15 protein-coding genes are annotated in these 15,259 nt (G+C 56.7%); 5 read left to right on the forward strand and 10 right to left on the reverse strand.

Annotated elements, in window-relative coordinates:
* Positions 1-112: 112 nt before the first annotated feature.
* From H6M51_RS19440 to H6M51_RS19475, 8 genes are all read right to left on the reverse strand, one after another.
* Entirely contained in the window at positions 113-1,051 is a 939-nt protein-coding gene (locus H6M51_RS19440) for an NAD-dependent epimerase/dehydratase family protein (protein WP_210314874.1), read from the reverse strand.
* The gene (locus H6M51_RS19445) at positions 1,048-3,027 is read right to left on the reverse strand and encodes a nucleoside-diphosphate sugar epimerase/dehydratase (RefSeq protein ID WP_246780589.1); all 1,980 of its coding nucleotides are present in this window, start codon (positions 3,025-3,027) and stop codon (positions 1,048-1,050) included. Before H6M51_RS19445 ends, H6M51_RS19440 begins: the two co-directional genes overlap by 4 nt.
* 12 nt (positions 3,028-3,039) lie before the next feature.
* The gene (locus H6M51_RS19450; RefSeq protein WP_185811458.1) at positions 3,040-3,606 is read right to left on the reverse strand and encodes a sugar transferase; all 567 of its coding nucleotides are present in this window, start codon (positions 3,604-3,606) and stop codon (positions 3,040-3,042) included.
* Positions 3,607-3,755: 149 nt separating this feature from the next.
* A complete protein-coding gene (locus tag H6M51_RS19455) occupies positions 3,756-5,039 on the reverse strand; it encodes a glycosyltransferase family 1 protein (RefSeq protein ID WP_185811459.1) in 1,284 nt (427 codons plus the stop codon).
* On the reverse strand, positions 5,036-6,394 hold the full coding sequence (locus tag H6M51_RS19460; protein WP_185811460.1) for an O-antigen ligase: 1,359 nt from the start codon (positions 6,392-6,394) through the stop codon (positions 5,036-5,038). The genes H6M51_RS19455 and H6M51_RS19460 overlap by 4 nt, the downstream gene beginning before the upstream one ends.
* Positions 6,395-6,474: 80 nt before the next feature.
* The gene (locus H6M51_RS19465) at positions 6,475-7,209 is read right to left on the reverse strand and encodes a glycosyltransferase family 25 protein (RefSeq protein ID WP_185811461.1); all 735 of its coding nucleotides are present in this window, start codon (positions 7,207-7,209) and stop codon (positions 6,475-6,477) included.
* Between the two features lie 25 nt (positions 7,210-7,234).
* Positions 7,235-8,716 carry a glycosyltransferase family 39 protein gene (locus H6M51_RS19470; protein WP_185811462.1) on the reverse strand — a complete coding sequence of 494 codons (1,482 nt, stop codon included), beginning with the start codon at positions 8,714-8,716 and terminating at the stop codon, positions 7,235-7,237.
* Positions 8,717-8,718: 2 nt separating this feature from the next.
* Positions 8,719-9,798, reverse strand: coding sequence for a glycosyltransferase (locus H6M51_RS19475; RefSeq protein WP_348644540.1), 1,080 nt, complete (start codon positions 9,796-9,798; stop codon positions 8,719-8,721).
* 684 nt (positions 9,799-10,482) lie between these two features.
* On the opposite strand from H6M51_RS19475, the gene H6M51_RS19480 reads away from it, so the two are divergent.
* The 5 genes from H6M51_RS19480 to H6M51_RS19500 all read left to right on the forward strand — a co-directional run bounded on the left by H6M51_RS19480 (position 10,483) and on the right by H6M51_RS19500 (position 13,493).
* Entirely contained in the window at positions 10,483-11,076 is a 594-nt protein-coding gene (locus tag H6M51_RS19480) for an exopolysaccharide biosynthesis protein (RefSeq protein ID WP_348644541.1), read from the forward strand.
* Positions 11,077-11,128: 52 nt separating this feature from the next.
* Positions 11,129-11,674, forward strand: a complete 546-nt coding sequence (locus H6M51_RS19485) for a sigma-70 family RNA polymerase sigma factor (RefSeq protein ID WP_185811465.1) — start codon at positions 11,129-11,131, stop codon at positions 11,672-11,674.
* Positions 11,661-12,434, forward strand: coding sequence for an anti-sigma factor (locus H6M51_RS19490; RefSeq protein WP_185811466.1), 774 nt, complete (start codon positions 11,661-11,663; stop codon positions 12,432-12,434). Before H6M51_RS19485 ends, H6M51_RS19490 begins: the two co-directional genes overlap by 14 nt.
* Positions 12,435-12,457: 23 nt before the next feature.
* Positions 12,458-13,177 (forward strand): Bax inhibitor-1/YccA family protein, encoded by a 720-nt coding sequence (locus tag H6M51_RS19495; RefSeq protein ID WP_185811467.1) that lies wholly within the window; start codon positions 12,458-12,460, stop codon positions 13,175-13,177.
* A 157-nt stretch (positions 13,178-13,334) separates the two neighbouring features.
* Positions 13,335-13,493, forward strand: coding sequence for a YqaE/Pmp3 family membrane protein (locus tag H6M51_RS19500; protein WP_006728180.1), 159 nt, complete (start codon positions 13,335-13,337; stop codon positions 13,491-13,493).
* A 130-nt stretch (positions 13,494-13,623) separates the two neighbouring features.
* Here H6M51_RS19500 and H6M51_RS24880 read toward each other — a convergent pair whose 3' ends face one another.
* Together H6M51_RS24880 and H6M51_RS19505 are read right to left on the reverse strand one after the other, a co-directional pair.
* Positions 13,624-13,758 carry a hypothetical protein gene (locus H6M51_RS24880; protein ID WP_281418972.1) on the reverse strand — a complete coding sequence of 45 codons (135 nt, stop codon included), beginning with the start codon at positions 13,756-13,758 and terminating at the stop codon, positions 13,624-13,626.
* A 174-nt stretch (positions 13,759-13,932) separates the two neighbouring features.
* Positions 13,933-15,237 (reverse strand): HlyD family type I secretion periplasmic adaptor subunit, encoded by a 1,305-nt coding sequence (locus tag H6M51_RS19505; protein WP_185811468.1) that lies wholly within the window; start codon positions 15,235-15,237, stop codon positions 13,933-13,935.
* Between the last annotated feature and the right edge of the window lie 22 nt (positions 15,238-15,259).

A 15,259-nucleotide genomic window follows, 5' to 3' on the forward strand; every position in this document is an offset into this window, starting at 1 on the left:
GTTGCGCTTCATTCTCTGGTCCTCTCGATGGGCCAGAGCTTACTTCAAAATGGATTAGTTCAGCGGGGCAAGGTCATAGCCGACATGTCCGGTGAATCGGGGTGCACTTCAGTTAAGCACGTATTTTCTGCCCTCGGACTGCCATTCGCAGGCCGTCACTGGTTCTGACTGGCGGCTCCCATCCTAGCAGATGTTTGGTCTCGCTAATGTCCACTTCTAGGCTTTCTGTTAGGCGGAGCACTTGTTGTTCACGCTTCACAATCTTTCCAGCAAGTCTCAGTGCCGCCAAAGGTATCGGTAGAGTTCGCGGCGTTCTCCCACATGCTGTGATGAGGTGGTTCAAGATCTCGTGAGTAGACATTGTCTCGTTGTCACTTGCCAAGAACAATCGATTAGCAGCATTGGGGTGATGTATCACGACACGCAGGAGATCTGTTAGGTTTTCGATGAAAATCATCGAGCGCTTGTTTTTGATTGTTGAGAAGACGGACGGAAGGCCACTCTTTGCCCATTGCATCAATAGTCTGAAGTTCCCGCCGACGCCTGGACCATAGACCAGAGGGGGCCTAACGACCGTAATTTCCATGCCCGTGGATCTGCCTAATTCGAACAAGTCACGTTCGGCATCATACTTCGAAATGGCATATGGATCTTGAGGGTTTGGCGTTGAAGCTGAGGTGAAAGGCTGCCCTTTATCCGTGCGCTCGCCATTTACCTTGATAGTGCTTACGAATATGAAGCGGCGTAGGCCGGACAAAGCTGCTTGTCGTGCAAGGTTGAGCGTCGCGTGGTAATTGGCCTCCCGAAAGGCAGCGATCGGATCCGATGCGGTCTCGTGCATTACATGCACTCTTGCGGCGAGGTGGATGATACAATCCACGCCCTTAAGTTGCTGGGACCAGTCAGTATCCGCACCATAGGAGTTGATTGCTTCGGTGTCTGGGCGTTTCTCACGCGAAATCGCCCGGACGTTCATCGCGTTGCTGCGCAAAGTCTGAACCATGTTGGATCCGACAAAGCCTGTTGAACCTGTCACCATGATCAAGCTCATGGCTGTGCACCAAGGGTGTTTGCGGTCTCGGGCAAGGCGGATACCGGCAGCCGCATTTCCGCGTCGATCTCCGAAAACAGAATCTCCCGTGCTGCGTTTTCGTCTTCACGCTCTACCGCCTGCGAAAGGCGTTTGAGCGCGGACGGCAGCTCATAATGTCCGATAGCGGACGCATCGGCTCGCAAGATCTTCGGATGCTTAGTTTCCTTGGCGTTTTGACGATCGTAAAACAATTCCTCGAATAGTTTTTCGCCAGGACGCTTACCAACAACCTCAATTGCGATGCCAGGCTCGTCGGTGTCTGGTCGACGGATGTTGAAACCAGCTAATCTGATCATGTTCTCCGCCAAGTCCCCAATCCTGATTGGTTCGCCCATATCGAGCAGGAAGACGTCCCCGCCGGATGACAATGCTCCAGCCTGGACGATGAGCTCTGCTGCCTCTGGTATGGACATGAAGTAGCGAGTCATATCCGGGTCTGTAACAGTCACCGGCCCACCCTTGGAAATCTGCTGCTTGAACAGCGGTACGACGGAGCCGTTGGAGCCGATAACATTGCCAAAGCGCACCGCGCAGAAGGTTTGGCCGGTTTCGCGAATCTTCGTCTCGGTTGACATGTGTCTGACAATCAACTCGGCCCAGCGCTTGGTCGCACCCATAACATTGGTCGGGCGGACGGCCTTGTCCGAGGAGATGAGAACGAAGCTCTCGACGTTCGCTGCGGCCGCAACCTGGGCTACTGTCAAAGTTCCAAACACGTTATTACGGATGCCCTCCAGTGCGTTAGTTTCCAAAAGCGGTACGTGCTTGTGTGCAGCGGCATGATAGACGACGTTGACGCCGTTAGACGCGATTGTCCTTTTAACAAGCCGTTCGTCAGTGACTGAGCCTAAAATCGGAACAATTTGGCACCCTGTTTTTTGGGAAAGCTCCTGTTCAATGGAATAAAGTGCAAACTCGTTTGCCTCAAAGAGTACGAGTTTTTCCGGTTTCCAGCCCGATATCAGGCGGCATAGCTCGGATCCGATCGAACCACCGGCACCCGTGACCATCACTGTCTTATGTGTGACGGCGGTTGCAAGAAGCTCCCTGTCCGGGGGCACAAATGACCGGCCGAGGAGTTCGTCAATTTCGATTTCTTTAATCTGGTTGACGATGTAACGCCCGTCAACAATGTCGGATAAGTCCGGGATTGTTCGAACCTTAACCCCAAGGCCAGTAACTCTTGAAATTATTGAGTGCCGTGTTTCTTGCGACAGAGATGAGAGATTTAACACGATCTCTCGGATGCCATATCGCTCTATGAGGCTTGGTAACTGTTGTCCGGGAAACACGCGGTAACCCGCAACATCACGTCCGTGGTTTGTTGGATCGTCGTCAACCAAGCCCATGACGTAGCGGTTCCCATGCCCTTTAAGGGCACGAGCGAGCAACGCGGCCGATGGCCCGGTACCATAGATCAAGATGGGCTCCTCGTCTCGCCGCATGCCGGTACCAACATTCAAGATCCATTTCGCTGCGAAGCGTGAACTGCCGATGATGATCGTGCCCAGCATGAAGTAGAGAAGGGGTACGGAGCGTGGGACTATGCCTTGACCGGCCATTTCAAGGAGAAATACAACAATGACCCAACTCATTGTCGCGATCGCCATCGCTATGATGATCGTCCAGATGGCTGCCTCAGGCAAATAGCGAATGACCGATCTATAAAGACCAAGGCGAACGAAGATCGGGATAGCCACAATCGGCGCGAAAAATGCCAGGACAAGTCTTTCTGTCGTAATTGCAGGTGTCCATTCAGACAAGCGAAGCGCGTAAGCCGCCCAGAGAGACGCGAGTAGCAAAATCGCATCTAGGGACACCAGAAAGACACGCTTCCAGCGCCGCGGGGTTCGGACAATCCTGTCTCTCAACGCAAGAACGATTGGATGTTCTGGCAAGTGAATTCTACGCATGTCTTGCTTTACGATTTCCATGGGGTAGGCTCATCAGTGGGATACACCTTTAAAGCCTAGAACCTTAACAGCTGTCATGGCGATAATCTGTAGATCAAATAAAAAGCTGGATCTACGCATATAATCAGCGTCAAAAGCAACTTTCTCTGGTATCGCAAGCTCGTCGCGACCATTTATCTGTGCCCATCCGGTCAGCCCGGGCGTCAACTGGTGGACGCCTTCCATCGTTCGTGCGGCGACCAGATCATCCTGATTGAAAAGTGCAGGTCGGGGGCCAACAAGGCTCATGTCTCCCCTGAGAATACACCAGAGCTGAGGGAGCTCGTCTAGGCTCGTTTTGCGCAAGAACCCACCAATCGGGGTGAGATGTTTTGACGGATTAGTTAAGAGATGAGTTGCAACGACGGGCGTTTCGTTCCTCATGGTCCGGAACTTTGGCATTGAGAACAGTTGGTTGTTTCGCCCAACTCTTTTCGACCAATAGAGTACTGGACCCGCCGATGTTATCCTCACCGCTAGGGCTATGACTACCATCGGAACTGCAAACACGACCAAAGCACTGGCGGTTACAAGGATGTCGAAGAGCCGCTTTAATCTCATAAGTGCCCCTGTTTAATTCAGTTCACAACGATGCTTAACAATGCCTTAGATCAGCTAGTCTAGGGAAACATCGGTCATTGTTACCGTCCGCGATAAGAAGGGGATGCGTTTCGGGCTTGCGAAACTTCGCTCGCAGACGACGCTGGCGTCTATAGCAATTCTTTTGGAACTGGCGGATTCTGGTTCAATGCATTCAAGAATTCACAAGCTACAGTACGCCATGTCCTGAGACTTGGCTTGGATTGAATGATCTTGGCTTGCAAGTCGTGCCGGAATTCATCGTCGCTGATCAGTTGGTGAATGATGGATGCAAGATGAGCGGCGTCAGCTGGCTCGAAATAAATGCCAAGCTCGCCGCAGACCTCCTGCAATGCTTCCGCTGTCGAGCAGATAGCGGGCGTGCCGCACCAGAGCGCTTCTCCTGCTGGCAGGCCCCATCCCTCGAGTTTGCTGGGCATAACCAGAGCGAGGGCGCCCTTGTAGAGCTTGACGAGATCGGTCTGGTTGGGATTGTCGATGAATACAATCTTGTCCTGAATGGCACGAAAGGCGGGCCTCAATGCATAACGACGCAGGCGCTTTCTGTGAGAGCCTGCGATCACCAGCTGCGGCACGGGTTTGCCGTTCGCATGCAGTTGCCGAAGGGCCTCCAGGACGACCTCGATGTTCTTTCGACCGAGATTGAGGGCTACCGTCAGTAGGTATGGCTGGGATGGGACCGAGATTTCTGGCTCTGCTATACCATCAGGGCAATGATGGACCAGTTGCACCACGTTGACCGGTCCGTGCGGTACGGGAAGCATGCCCTTTTCGACAAAGATTTCGAGCTCTTTCGCGGTGAAGTTCGAATTCGTGAGGATCCGGTTAGCATGCTCGATCAGGTATCGGTTATCTGCCAGGAAGTTGCGATCGTGTTTTCGGAAGCGTTTTGTCACCCGGTCATGCAGTGGCATGAAATCGTGGAGCAAGGGCACGATGGCCGCTTTCGATCCTCTCTCATGGAGCACCCTGACCATGTCGACGATCAATTTCGGCCGAGCTGCGGAGAAGAAGGTGCCGCTTTTGATTGCGACCGGCTTCAGATGGCCGGCGTGTTTCAGCCAGTTATCCCTGTTTTTCCTTGGCGTCGCTCGGTTCAAGAGGCGGAAGATGATTGGCAGGATGAGGTTCTTGCCGAAATACGACCTCACCCATTTCTGGTCGACATCCTTCGGCAGATCGAACTCGACGCTCCCGTCTTGTCGTTTGTGCCAGGCTACCTCGTAGAATTGCTGCATGCCAAAGGAGAAGACAACGAAGCTGATGTCTTCGCTCAGCAAGGCAGCTTCTCTGCCGATTTCGTGGGCCGTGCGGGCAATGCCGTAATACTGGGTCCGCTTGCCCGATGTGGAGAGCAGCACCTCTGTCAGATCGAAGTAAAGATGGCCGGTCATATCTTGGCGCTTTCTTGCATGCTGTTCGACAGCGAATAGAGCACACCACAGAGGAGGCAGAAGTAATGCGTGTAGAATTTCAAGCTCAGGAATGAATCGAAAATCATCGCAAGGGCCCAAAAGAGTGACACTCCTGTTGTCAGGAGAATTCTATCGGAAGTCGACAAACCCTTGGATATGAACCAGGGGATCGCAAGGAAGATCAGGCCGAGAGTAAGCTGGAGCACTCCGCCGGTTACGAGCCAAGAGAGGTACTGATTGTGGTTGTGCTCGAAGCCATAGGTGGCGTGTATCAGCTTCTGCAGATAAAGGGAGCCATGACCGAATACGGGGCTGTGCTTGATCGCCGCGATCGACGTCTCCCACATGGCGAGCCGAAGCCCGATTGAAGCATCATTGGTGACTTCTGTCGGTTTGTTTGGCTGCTGCGGCGTGGCTACTGCTGACCCGGAGTAATCCAAAACCTGCACCGTTTCTGGTGCCGGCGCGACCTGTGTTGGAGAGTTGGTTTCCTCATCAGCTGCGGTGAGCTGCGAGGTCATCCTCCCCAGGGTCTCAATTGTCGAGTAGAATCGGCTGGCTGGGCCGCAATCCGTTGCCAGGCCGATTAGGACGGAAACCACTGTTCCGGCGATTGCCGCTGTGGCGAGATGGTAGAGGCGTGGTGTGCTCGTCCTGAAAGAAGGAATGAGACGCAGGAGCATAAGCACACCGAAAATGCCAACCTGCGCCACAGCGACACCGCGGGAACCGGTATAGGTCGTGGAGACGACGATGCTGAGCGCAAGCAAGCCGACCCGAAGCCAGCGCTCGCGCTCGGCCAGCTTTTCCCATCCCACCAGACAGATAAATGTCAGGGTGGAGAACAACAAAGCCGGGATGAAAGGCCAGGGCGCCAGTCCTCGCACTCGGCAGGCATCTCTGATCCCGGCAAACATCATGTAGGACAAGACGGCGAAGCAGGCGACAAGGAGCCAAGGCATCAGTTTGCGAAACTGAGACGCTAGATTTCTAATTTGCAGGCTTCGCAGCAAGCCAACGATAAGCATAGCGATCGCCACAGAATAGGACTCAAGGCTTGGATTGACCGGGCGGGGATCTGAAGCCTCAAGCCCTGTAAAAAAGAAAAGCACGAACAGGCAGTATGCGAAGTAGATACTGAACGGTGCCAGCAGTCTCCAGATCGACACGTGAAAGTGCCCGTTCTTGAGCGCATGCAACAAAAAAGGGATGGGCAAAACGCCGGCGACGACGAGAAGAGGCGTCACCTTGCTGCCGAGAAACAATGCGACCACAAGACCAGTTAGAAACAGGAAGTCTGAGGTCTGCCACAAGCGGTCAATATGGGTCTTCATGGTTCCCTTCCAGGTTTCTCAAGGCTTGAGAACGATAAGCTTAGCTGTTGTGCCGGCTCGATCCATACCGCACTGCTTGCTCAAGCGCGAAGTGCATAGGCCAATCTAACAAAATCATCCCGGAGCCTGCGGATATAGGTCCCAAGTCGTTTCCATTTCGGGAACTTGACGGAACGATAGATGTCACGCGTCGCAATCGTCGTGCCTCCACGCGCTATGTTCGCCACATTGTTTCGTGTGGTGTAGACATGACCACTGTGGTCCCAGCCCCGTTCAAGGGCGGCGTCCCACGGGTAGCGCATAACAGTCACGTGTTCGATCAGGAGCGCTGCCCCCCGCCGAGACACGGCGTAACAGGCGGATGAACCGAGTGGACCGTGAATGGCCCGACCGATCTCGTCACCTCTGCTTGAGGTGTTGGTCTTTCGGAAGCCGACGACACGGTGATTGAAGAACTTGATCACGTCGGCGTCCGGAACCGCGTCGAACGCGGCTTGCACGCGATCCTTGAGATCGGCACTCAGTTCTACATCGTCTTCGATGACGAGGGCGATATCGTTGGTCGTTGTGAGGAATGCGTTGAGCGCCTTGATATGGCTCCTGTAGCAGCCATACTCGCCGGCGAGCATCAGGCGACCCGTGTTGCGGCGGAATGCGGCATCGTCGACTGCCTCCCGCTCTGCTTCCGGTGTCAACTTGCCATCGACTGCCGAGACGCGGGTGAGGGACAAGCCTAGTGCGCTGGCGCGATCCGCGAGGATTTCCCAACGGTCGGTCGATCGATCCAGATTGATCGCAAGTATTGCGATACTCATATCTTTATGTCCTTGCGCCATGTCCTCATCCTCTTTCAAGCAGGAGGTAAGGGGAGATGTCGATGCCTGTGTCTTTTCGGCCTTGGAGATTGCTACAAGTTTCATCGGCAATGACAAAGTGGGCGTCGACGTCGGTTTGCTTGGCAATGCTGATTTTGTAGAAGCGCTGCATATAGGTGTGCAGCGCCCAGTCCTGCCAGGCGTTCTGGCATGCGCTGATCAGAGGCTTGCAGTTGGTTTCATCAGAGCACACGAAATCCTCGATAACAGAAGCTTGCTCGATCGTTCGGGCATCGGCGCCTGGGCGGCCGACATTGGCCACCACAATCACGATGGAAGCGACCAGGAACAGCACTGAACCAAACCCGAGGAGCTTACTCTGCTGCTCTCTCAGGCGAGATAGCCAGTCCATCAGCACAGGTGCCACAAGGATTGCAAAACCTGCCGAGTAAAAGAGAAGCGACGTATTGAAATAGAAGTTCGCGACCCGTGGGCTGAGGCCGATTGGCAGTGACGCTGACATTCCAACCAGGATCAAGAATGCAGCGCGCATCAGACGTGGCCTATTCGCCTCCGGGGCACTTTTGCCGAGCTTCCAGCGCCATCCCGCGAGAGCCGCAAGTGCCAGGATTGCCAGCGAGTATCCGTTGACACCAAGGATCTTGCGGAAGACGTAAAGGCCACCGCCATAATGTCCACGAGCGCCACTCAGGCTCGATACGAGTTGCGCGGTAACGTATCGGTCGAGGGCTTCGCGCGATGGGTCGAATGCGTAAAGTAAGCCTAGGAACAGTCCAATCACGAGTACGATGACAAGACTGTCGATCACGATTGCCTGGAATGAGGGCCTCCGGAATACCAGCCAGTGGATTGCAGGAACTGCCAAGGGAAACAGGCCTACTGGTCCCTTGGTCATCAGCGACATGCAGATCACGAGACCGGCGGCTGAAACCAAAGCGAGACGCCGTACAGATGTAAGGGGCGCTGGCCGATCATACGCAACAACCAGCAGAAGCACTGAGGTCAGAGAAAAGACGGCGAGCAGGTTGTCCAACAGGCCGTTGGCAAAGCCCCAGTTTACCCTGCCGGCGATGAGAGCAAGCATCAGGGCGAGTGGGAATGCCGCCTGCACGAGGTCGTCGTCCTTGTGCAGCCGCTTCCAGATGTGAAACAGCAACACAGCGCAAACGATGAAGGTTAGAAAAGAGAAGCCTTTTTCGACTGCGATGCTGTCACCGAAAAGCGCAAATCCGACCGCCTGTAGCCAGAACATTAGCGGAGGATGTTCGGCGAAGGTCGGAAACAATGTGTCTGACAGGTACGGTGCCCACATTGATCCACGCCCCTCCGCCAGATTGCGAGCAAGGGTCGCATAGATGCCACCGTCGAAAAACATGGACACATGAACAAGTTGCACGAGGATCTGCAGGCAGATGGCGCCAAGCAGAAACAACCAGACCGCATTCATCACTGTCCGCGAAGGCATGGGGCTAGGACCGGCTTTCATGCTCATTTCCAGATGAACCTGTTGGCGATGACAAATTTCCAGACGGTGTCGATGGCGATACCGGCCAGTGTTGCGATGAAGACGACGTGGATCAGGTTCTCGTAGGCAAGGGTAGCGGCGGACACGTTGGCCACGATGCCGACTGCGGAAACCGCCAGAAACTTGAAGTAGCCCGACAAGAGACGCAGCCCGTGCAATCGCCTGTCCTGGAACGTCAAGAGATTGTTGAGGAGGAAATTGCTCGTCGCGGCAATCAGTGTCGCAATAGTCTGGGCAACGGCAAAGGAGGGGGTGGCCGCAAGAACCGAGTAGAGTACGGCAAAATGGACGAATACCCCGGATCCGCCGACAAAAAGGAAGGAGATGAGGCTCGCCGGTACGATGCCCCTCGTCATCTTGCTCATCAGGAAAGTCGCAAACTTCCAGAGAACATAGCTGTCCAGCTTTGAACTGCCGTGGAGGCGGGTTCCGAAATCGAAGAAAACTTCCCCGTGGCGCAGGGTTTTGTCCGTGTAGAGGATGTCCAGGAGCAATTTGAAGCCGGGATCACCGAGGTCGGGCGCTAGTTTGAGGAAGCGGTCCCGGCGGATCAGGAAGAAGCCTGTGAGGGGATCGGAGAGTTTTCGTCCGATGACGAAGCTGCTGAGTGCATTGCCGATCTGCGAGAGTTTGCGACGAAGCGGCGATAGCCCTTCCAGGGCCTGGTCGTCTTCGAGCCGGCGGGCGGCGCTGACGATGTCGAGGCCATCGCGTTCCATGCGCTCGACCATTTCGATCAGCACTGCCGGATCGTGTTGTCCGTCTGCGTCCATGACGCAAAGCAGGTCCCCCTTGGCCGAGAGCATGCCCTGGATACTCGACTTGGCGAGGCCGCGATCAACGAAACGGATGATGGGCCGTACTCGGGGTTCGGCGATCCCATATTCGAACGCTTTACGCGCCGTACCGTCGGCGGAATTGTCGTCGACAAACAGCAATTCCCAATCGAAGTCGACCAGCGATGCCTTTACCCGCTCGGCGAAGGGCACGACGTTCGCGACCTCGTTATAGGTTGGTGCGATAATAGAAATTCGGTTAGACACCACGGCTGGTCCTGCTGACGCTTCGGAAAACGGAGGCCTGCTGCAAGCCTCTCCGTGATTGGCCATGACCTGCAGCGGACGCAAACGCGAGTGTCAGCTTTTCGCCGCGAAGTCCTGACAACGAGACCATCTGTCTGTCCGTTAATTTTTCTCTGTTTCTGATCACGCGCGCTCGATCTATCGTACAGCCGTTCAGGCTGCAGTCCCCATATTCTCGTTGTCCGGTCGCTCGGTAGCATCTGAGCGCAAATGCGGCAACAGTCTGCGCTGACCAAGATCGGTCGTCATTTGCCGAACGGGTCGGCGATAGGAAAACGCCTCCAGTTCAGGCAACTGTCACTTGGTTTCTCGGGCAGGTTTCAATTTCAGAGGGAGCGCTGGATGTTTCCTCCGGTAACGCTTGGTCACCTGGCGGAAGTCCCACCCTTTCAAGAACTGGACGGCCGAACGACTGGGCTTGGGTCCAGTCGAACCAGTGCGGTTGGGTATGTGCCCCTCGGCACACGTTACTGCCGCATCGGATGCTCGCCCAGGCCAATCATCGATCTTGCGACGGGACAGGCAAGTAAAACAGTTTCGATCATCTTGCGCCGCGCCAAAGGCCTCCTACATCACCGTCGTGACAGGAGAGCCGATCCTATGAATAGCTCCGCGCCGCAAGATAGCTCCGCCATGGAAGGCGGCGTGGCATCCAGACGCCTGGCCAAACTTCGTGCCCACGCGGCAGAAGCAGGATCTGTCAGCCTGGATGAACTGATGTCGGCGATGGGTCGCAGCAGCATCGCCTTCGCCATCCTGATACTCTCCCTCCCCGCGCTAACACCGATCCCCGGCCCCTTCGGCCTGGTCTTTGGTTCCTGCCTCGCTATCGTTTCGCTGCAGATCATCGCGGGTTTCCGCCGCATCTGGCTGCCCGGATTTCTCGGTCGCCGACAGGTATCCGGCGGCACGATCGACATCATGGTCCGCTACACCGCCCCCCTCGTCTCTCGGATCGAGACCCTCTTGCGCAAGAACAGGATGCGGCAGTTTGCCGGCCCGAGAGCTCAGGCCTTCCTCGGGATTCCCGTCCTGCTTCTGGCAATTGCTGTCGCATTGCCCATCCCCTTCGGCAACATGCTGCCCGTCGCGGCCCTTGTGATGATCGCTCTGGGTCTGATGGAGCGGGATGGCCTGGTCACGATTCTCGGCCTTGCAATGAGTGTCGTCGCATTGGGTGCCACGGGCGGTCTCGTCTATGCTGCAGCCTGGGGTCTCGGCTCCTTCGTCGGACCTTAAAAAAAGTTTTGCCCGAGGGAATAGGACCAGAGGCGGCTTCGTATACTAGGGCATGACGACGACCTCGAACCCGTTCAATGTAATTGGCCAGCTCGCAGCTTTGCGACGCTATGCCCGTTCGCTCGTCAGAAATCCGGACGAGGCGGAAGATCTCGTTCATGATGCACTCGTTCGGGCGCTGGAGCGCAAATCGACGTTCCGAACCGGCGGCAGCATTCGCAATTGGCTGATGTCGATCCTGCACAACACGCATGTCGATCGCCTCCGCCACGACCGTGCAGTCAACCGCCGTCACGAAGCAGCGGCCGATCTGGCCGATGTTGTCGCGCCGGCCGGCCAGGAGCACTCTGTCCGGCTGTCCCAGGTTCGTGATGCGTTTCTGTCCTTGCCGGATGAGCAGCGCGAAGCGCTGCATCTCGTGGCCATTGAGGAGCTTTCCTATCAGGAAGCCGCCGATGTCCTGAACGTTCCCGTCGGCACGTTGATGTCTCGTGTCTCCCGCGCCCGCGCCCGCCTGAGGGCGATGGAAGGCGGCGAGGAGACGAGCGCCGTGCCCCACCTCAGAATCGTTGGAGGAAACCCCGATGACCAGCAATGATCCCGTGATAGAGGCCGACCTGCACGCCTATGTCGATGACCAGCTGGATGTTGCCCGCCGCATCGAGGTAGAGGCCTACTTGTCCGAAAATCCGACGGTCGCGGCGAAAGTGATGGCGGATCTGCGGGTCCGTGACGAGCTGAGGCTGGCTCTGGCCGGCATGCCGTCCGTCATGCGCCAGGAAACACGGGAGGCCGCCCGCGCACTCGAAAGCGCCTTGAACCGCCCGCGCACCGTCGATGTGATGCGTCGCGCAGCCGCAGTCATTCTTCTGGTCGGCGCCGGATGGATCGCTCATGGATGGCTCGCCCCTGGCAGCATCGGCGAAGTGGTGGCCTCGGTCCCGCCGCCGCAGTTCGTCGAGGAAGCCATGCGCGCCCACCAGACGGCGGAACTACGTGAACAGATGCCGTCACAGACGGAAGTCAGCCGTTTCGACCCGGCCGAAATCCGCTCGGCAACGGCGATCGTTCTGCCGACCATGCCGGCGGAATGGTCGGTGCGCGACGCCCAGGTTTTCCCCTCCACCTACGGCCCGAGTGTCGAGCTTGAGGTGGAGCCCCAATCCGGCGAGAGGCTGTCCCTCTTCGCCGTCCGGCCTGGCAACTTCTCGGTTCAGCAGGTTCTGCTGAAGCAGGAAGGCCAGACCAATGCAGCTTATTGGCAGATCGGCGAGGTTGCCTACGCGCTGATCTCCGAAACCGAAAACCCGGACAAGCTGGCCGAACAGGCCCGCAAGCTTGCCCGGACCCTTTACTGATCCATTCAAGGAGGTAACTGACCATGGATCCTATCCAGAACCGCTTCGGCTACGGCGCTCAGGCCCAGTCCGCGGCACTTTTCGATGAAGGTCTGCGCAAGCACATGCTGCGCGTCTACAACTACATGGGTCTCGGACTGGTCATCACCGGTATCGTCGCCTTTGTGGTCAGCCAGACGCCGGCGCTTTACGTCCCGATCTTCCAGACCCCGCTGAAGTGGGTCGTGATGCTGGCCCCGCTGGCATTCGTCTTCTTCTTCTCTTTCCGCATCCACGCGATGTCGGCCGCCACCGCACAGATGGCTTTCTGGGCCTTTGCTGCCGTGATGGGTCTGTCGCTGGCCTCGGTCTTCCTGGTCTTCACCGGAACCTCGATCGCCCGCACCTTCTTCATCACCGCGACCATGTTCGGCGCCATGAGCCTGTATGGCTACACGACCAAGCGTGACCTGTCGCAGTTCGGCTCGTTCCTGATGATGGGTCTGATCGGTGTGATCATTGCCTCGATCGTCAACATCTTCCTGGGCTCGAGCGCCCTGCAGTTCGCGATCTCGGTGATCGGCGTCTTCGTCTTTGTCGGCCTGACCGCCTGGGACACGCAGAACATCAAGGAACAGTATGCCGAAAACTACGACCAGGAGAGCCAGCAGAAGCTCGCCGTGTTCGGTGCCCTGTCGCTCTACCTGAACTTCGTCAATCTGTTCCAGCTGCTGCTGAGCCTGACCGGTCAGCGCGAAGAATAAGATAAAACGCGTCGGGAGAACGCTTGAAAAGAGAACGCCCGGATCTTCACCCGGGCGTTTTCCTTGCATGAGGCCCGAATTGACGCACGACTTTTGGCAATCGAACGATCAGGCGTTTTGTGCGTTGTAAGGGCGATCTCAAACTCACGGAGTCCCTATGGACGTTCTACGCATACTGCTTGCCATCCTCCTCCCGCCGCTTGGCGTTTTTCTCCAGGTCGGCATCGGCCTGCATTTCTGGCTGAATATCCTGCTGACGCTGTTCGGCTACATCCCCGGCATCATCCATGCCATCTGGGTCATCATCCGCAAGTAGCGCAAGAAGCAGATTGCTGCCGGTGAGGAACAGGCTTCCTCGATAGGCCCGCTAACGAGCCGAAATCATCTTAAGGCGCAGGGAAGCTCCGCGCGATCCCTCGTCGCCGCCTTTAACCGGTCTGCGTCTGTTAGAGCGTGACGATCAGGACAGCGAGGAAACCGATCGACAGGGTCGCCGCTGCAGTGGCGATCCGCTGCCTGCAAAGCTCGGTTGAGCGCCACGATTTGTCATGGTTCAAAAGCTTGGCAATCGCATCCGACATGGCAGTCTCCGACTGGGGAGGCCACTCATTGGCCCCGGCTGATAGTGACACATTTTCGTCATAATCAGCGCGGGGTCAATAATCACGACTAGATTGGTATTCTAAAGATGCCGATAAATGAAAAACGGTTCGCTATCGCGCGCCTGCTTCGTGCATTCGGCATCCATGCCTCGTTCATTCCTCTCTGAATGCTCTCATCAGCTGGTCGGTAAATGGTTTTGCAAGGAATGAGATGACGGTGCGTTCCTCGGTCTCGATGTAGACTTCGACGGGCATGCCCGGTGTGAGCTTGGGGGCGAGGTCGCCGAGGTCATCGGGTGAGAACTCGACGCTTGTCTTGTAGAAGGGCAGGTTCGTTGCCTTGTCGACAACGGTCGCCGCAGGGATGACGTCGACCGTGCCAACGATCTCCGGTGTGGTCTGCCGGTTGAAGGCGGTGAAGCGCATGCGGGCTGTCTGACCGACAGAGATGCGGTCAATGTCGGTGGGGGCAACCTTCACATGCACGTTGAGATCGCTGTCCTTCGGGACGATTGCCATGATCACCTGGCCAGGCGCAACCACGCCGCCGACGGTATGTGTCTGGAGATCGTAGATCGTACCGCTTTCAGGTGCCTTGACGACGGTGCGTTCCAGCCTGTGGGTGAGTTGCAGCGCGCGTTGTTCAAGCTCCGTCAGCTTCGCCTCAACGGAAACGATCTCCTTCTGCAGCTCCGTACGGCTGGTCTGATCCACCGACATCAGACGTACATTAAGCTCGCTGATCTGACCCTCGGCTTCGGCCACGCGGGCACGCAGATCCCCGATCGTGCCTTCGATACGAACCATTTGCCGGCGCAGGCCGCGCAACTCGGCAGCCTTGGCGAGCCCCTTCTGCACCAGCCCCTCCTGCACCGAAAGCTCCTCCGCGAGCAGCTCGTTCTCCGACAGGTTGGCCTTTTCCTGTTCATTCAGCCCATCGATCTGGTTGCGAAGCTGCGAGATCTGCATCTCGATCTGTCTTTTCTGGTTCGCCCGCATCTCGCGGTTCTCATCGAACAGCTTGATTTCCTCCCGCATCACGTCAGCTGCCAGATTGAGGCCGTCGAAAGACAAGCTGTCCTTGCCGTCACGCTCGGCGACGAGCCGGATCATCATCGCTTTCATCTGGGCGATCTGATATTGTGCGATCCCGAGTTCGAGCCCCACCTGCGTATCATCCAGGCGTAGCACCACGTCTCCCTTCTCGACCTGGGAACCGACCTTTACCGGTATGTCGACGATCGTACCGCCATCGACGTGCTGCACCTGCTTGGTCTCGCCGGTCACCACCAGTTCGCCCTGCGAGATGACTGCGCCCGCCAATTTGGCTTGAGCAGCCCATCCCCCGATTCCGGCGGTCAGCAGAAGGGCCAGCGCGGTCGCCGCTACCATGCGCCCCTTGAGCCCTATGCCGGCAAGAGAGACCCGTGTTTCGCTGTCATTGGATCGCTGTGTCATGACGTGTTCCCCAAAACGCAGA

Origin of the sequence: Rhizobium sp. AQ_MP (genome assembly GCF_014237835.1) — a bacterium.
Lineage (GTDB): Bacteria > Pseudomonadota > Alphaproteobacteria > Rhizobiales > Rhizobiaceae > Allorhizobium.

What these genes read in the sequence shown, in the direction of transcription:
- H6M51_RS19440 (WP_210314874.1), bottom strand. Translation starts at nt 1,051, where the DNA reads ATGAGCTTGATCATGGTGACAGGTTCAACAGGCTTTGTCGGATCCAAC.
- H6M51_RS19445 (WP_246780589.1), bottom strand. Translation starts at nt 3,027, where the DNA reads ATGGAAATCGTAAAGCAAGACATGCGTAGAATTCACTTGCCAGAACAT.
- H6M51_RS19450 (WP_185811458.1), bottom strand. Translation starts at nt 3,606, where the DNA reads ATGAGATTAAAGCGGCTCTTCGACATCCTTGTAACCGCCAGTGCTTTG.
- H6M51_RS19455 (WP_185811459.1), bottom strand. Translation starts at nt 5,039, where the DNA reads ATGACCGGCCATCTTTACTTCGATCTGACAGAGGTGCTGCTCTCCACA.
- H6M51_RS19460 (WP_185811460.1), bottom strand. Translation starts at nt 6,394, where the DNA reads ATGAAGACCCATATTGACCGCTTGTGGCAGACCTCAGACTTCCTGTTT.
- H6M51_RS19465 (WP_185811461.1), bottom strand. Translation starts at nt 7,209, where the DNA reads ATGAGTATCGCAATACTTGCGATCAATCTGGATCGATCGACCGACCGT.
- H6M51_RS19470 (WP_185811462.1), bottom strand. Translation starts at nt 8,716, where the DNA reads ATGAAAGCCGGTCCTAGCCCCATGCCTTCGCGGACAGTGATGAATGCG.
- H6M51_RS19485 (WP_185811465.1), top strand. Translation starts at nt 11,129, where the DNA reads ATGACGACGACCTCGAACCCGTTCAATGTAATTGGCCAGCTCGCAGCT.
- H6M51_RS19490 (WP_185811466.1), top strand. Translation starts at nt 11,661, where the DNA reads ATGACCAGCAATGATCCCGTGATAGAGGCCGACCTGCACGCCTATGTC.
- H6M51_RS19495 (WP_185811467.1), top strand. Translation starts at nt 12,458, where the DNA reads ATGGATCCTATCCAGAACCGCTTCGGCTACGGCGCTCAGGCCCAGTCC.
- H6M51_RS19500 (WP_006728180.1), top strand. Translation starts at nt 13,335, where the DNA reads ATGGACGTTCTACGCATACTGCTTGCCATCCTCCTCCCGCCGCTTGGC.
- H6M51_RS24880 (WP_281418972.1), bottom strand. Translation starts at nt 13,758, where the DNA reads ATGTCGGATGCGATTGCCAAGCTTTTGAACCATGACAAATCGTGGCGC.
- H6M51_RS19505 (WP_185811468.1), bottom strand. Translation starts at nt 15,237, where the DNA reads ATGACACAGCGATCCAATGACAGCGAAACACGGGTCTCTCTTGCCGGC.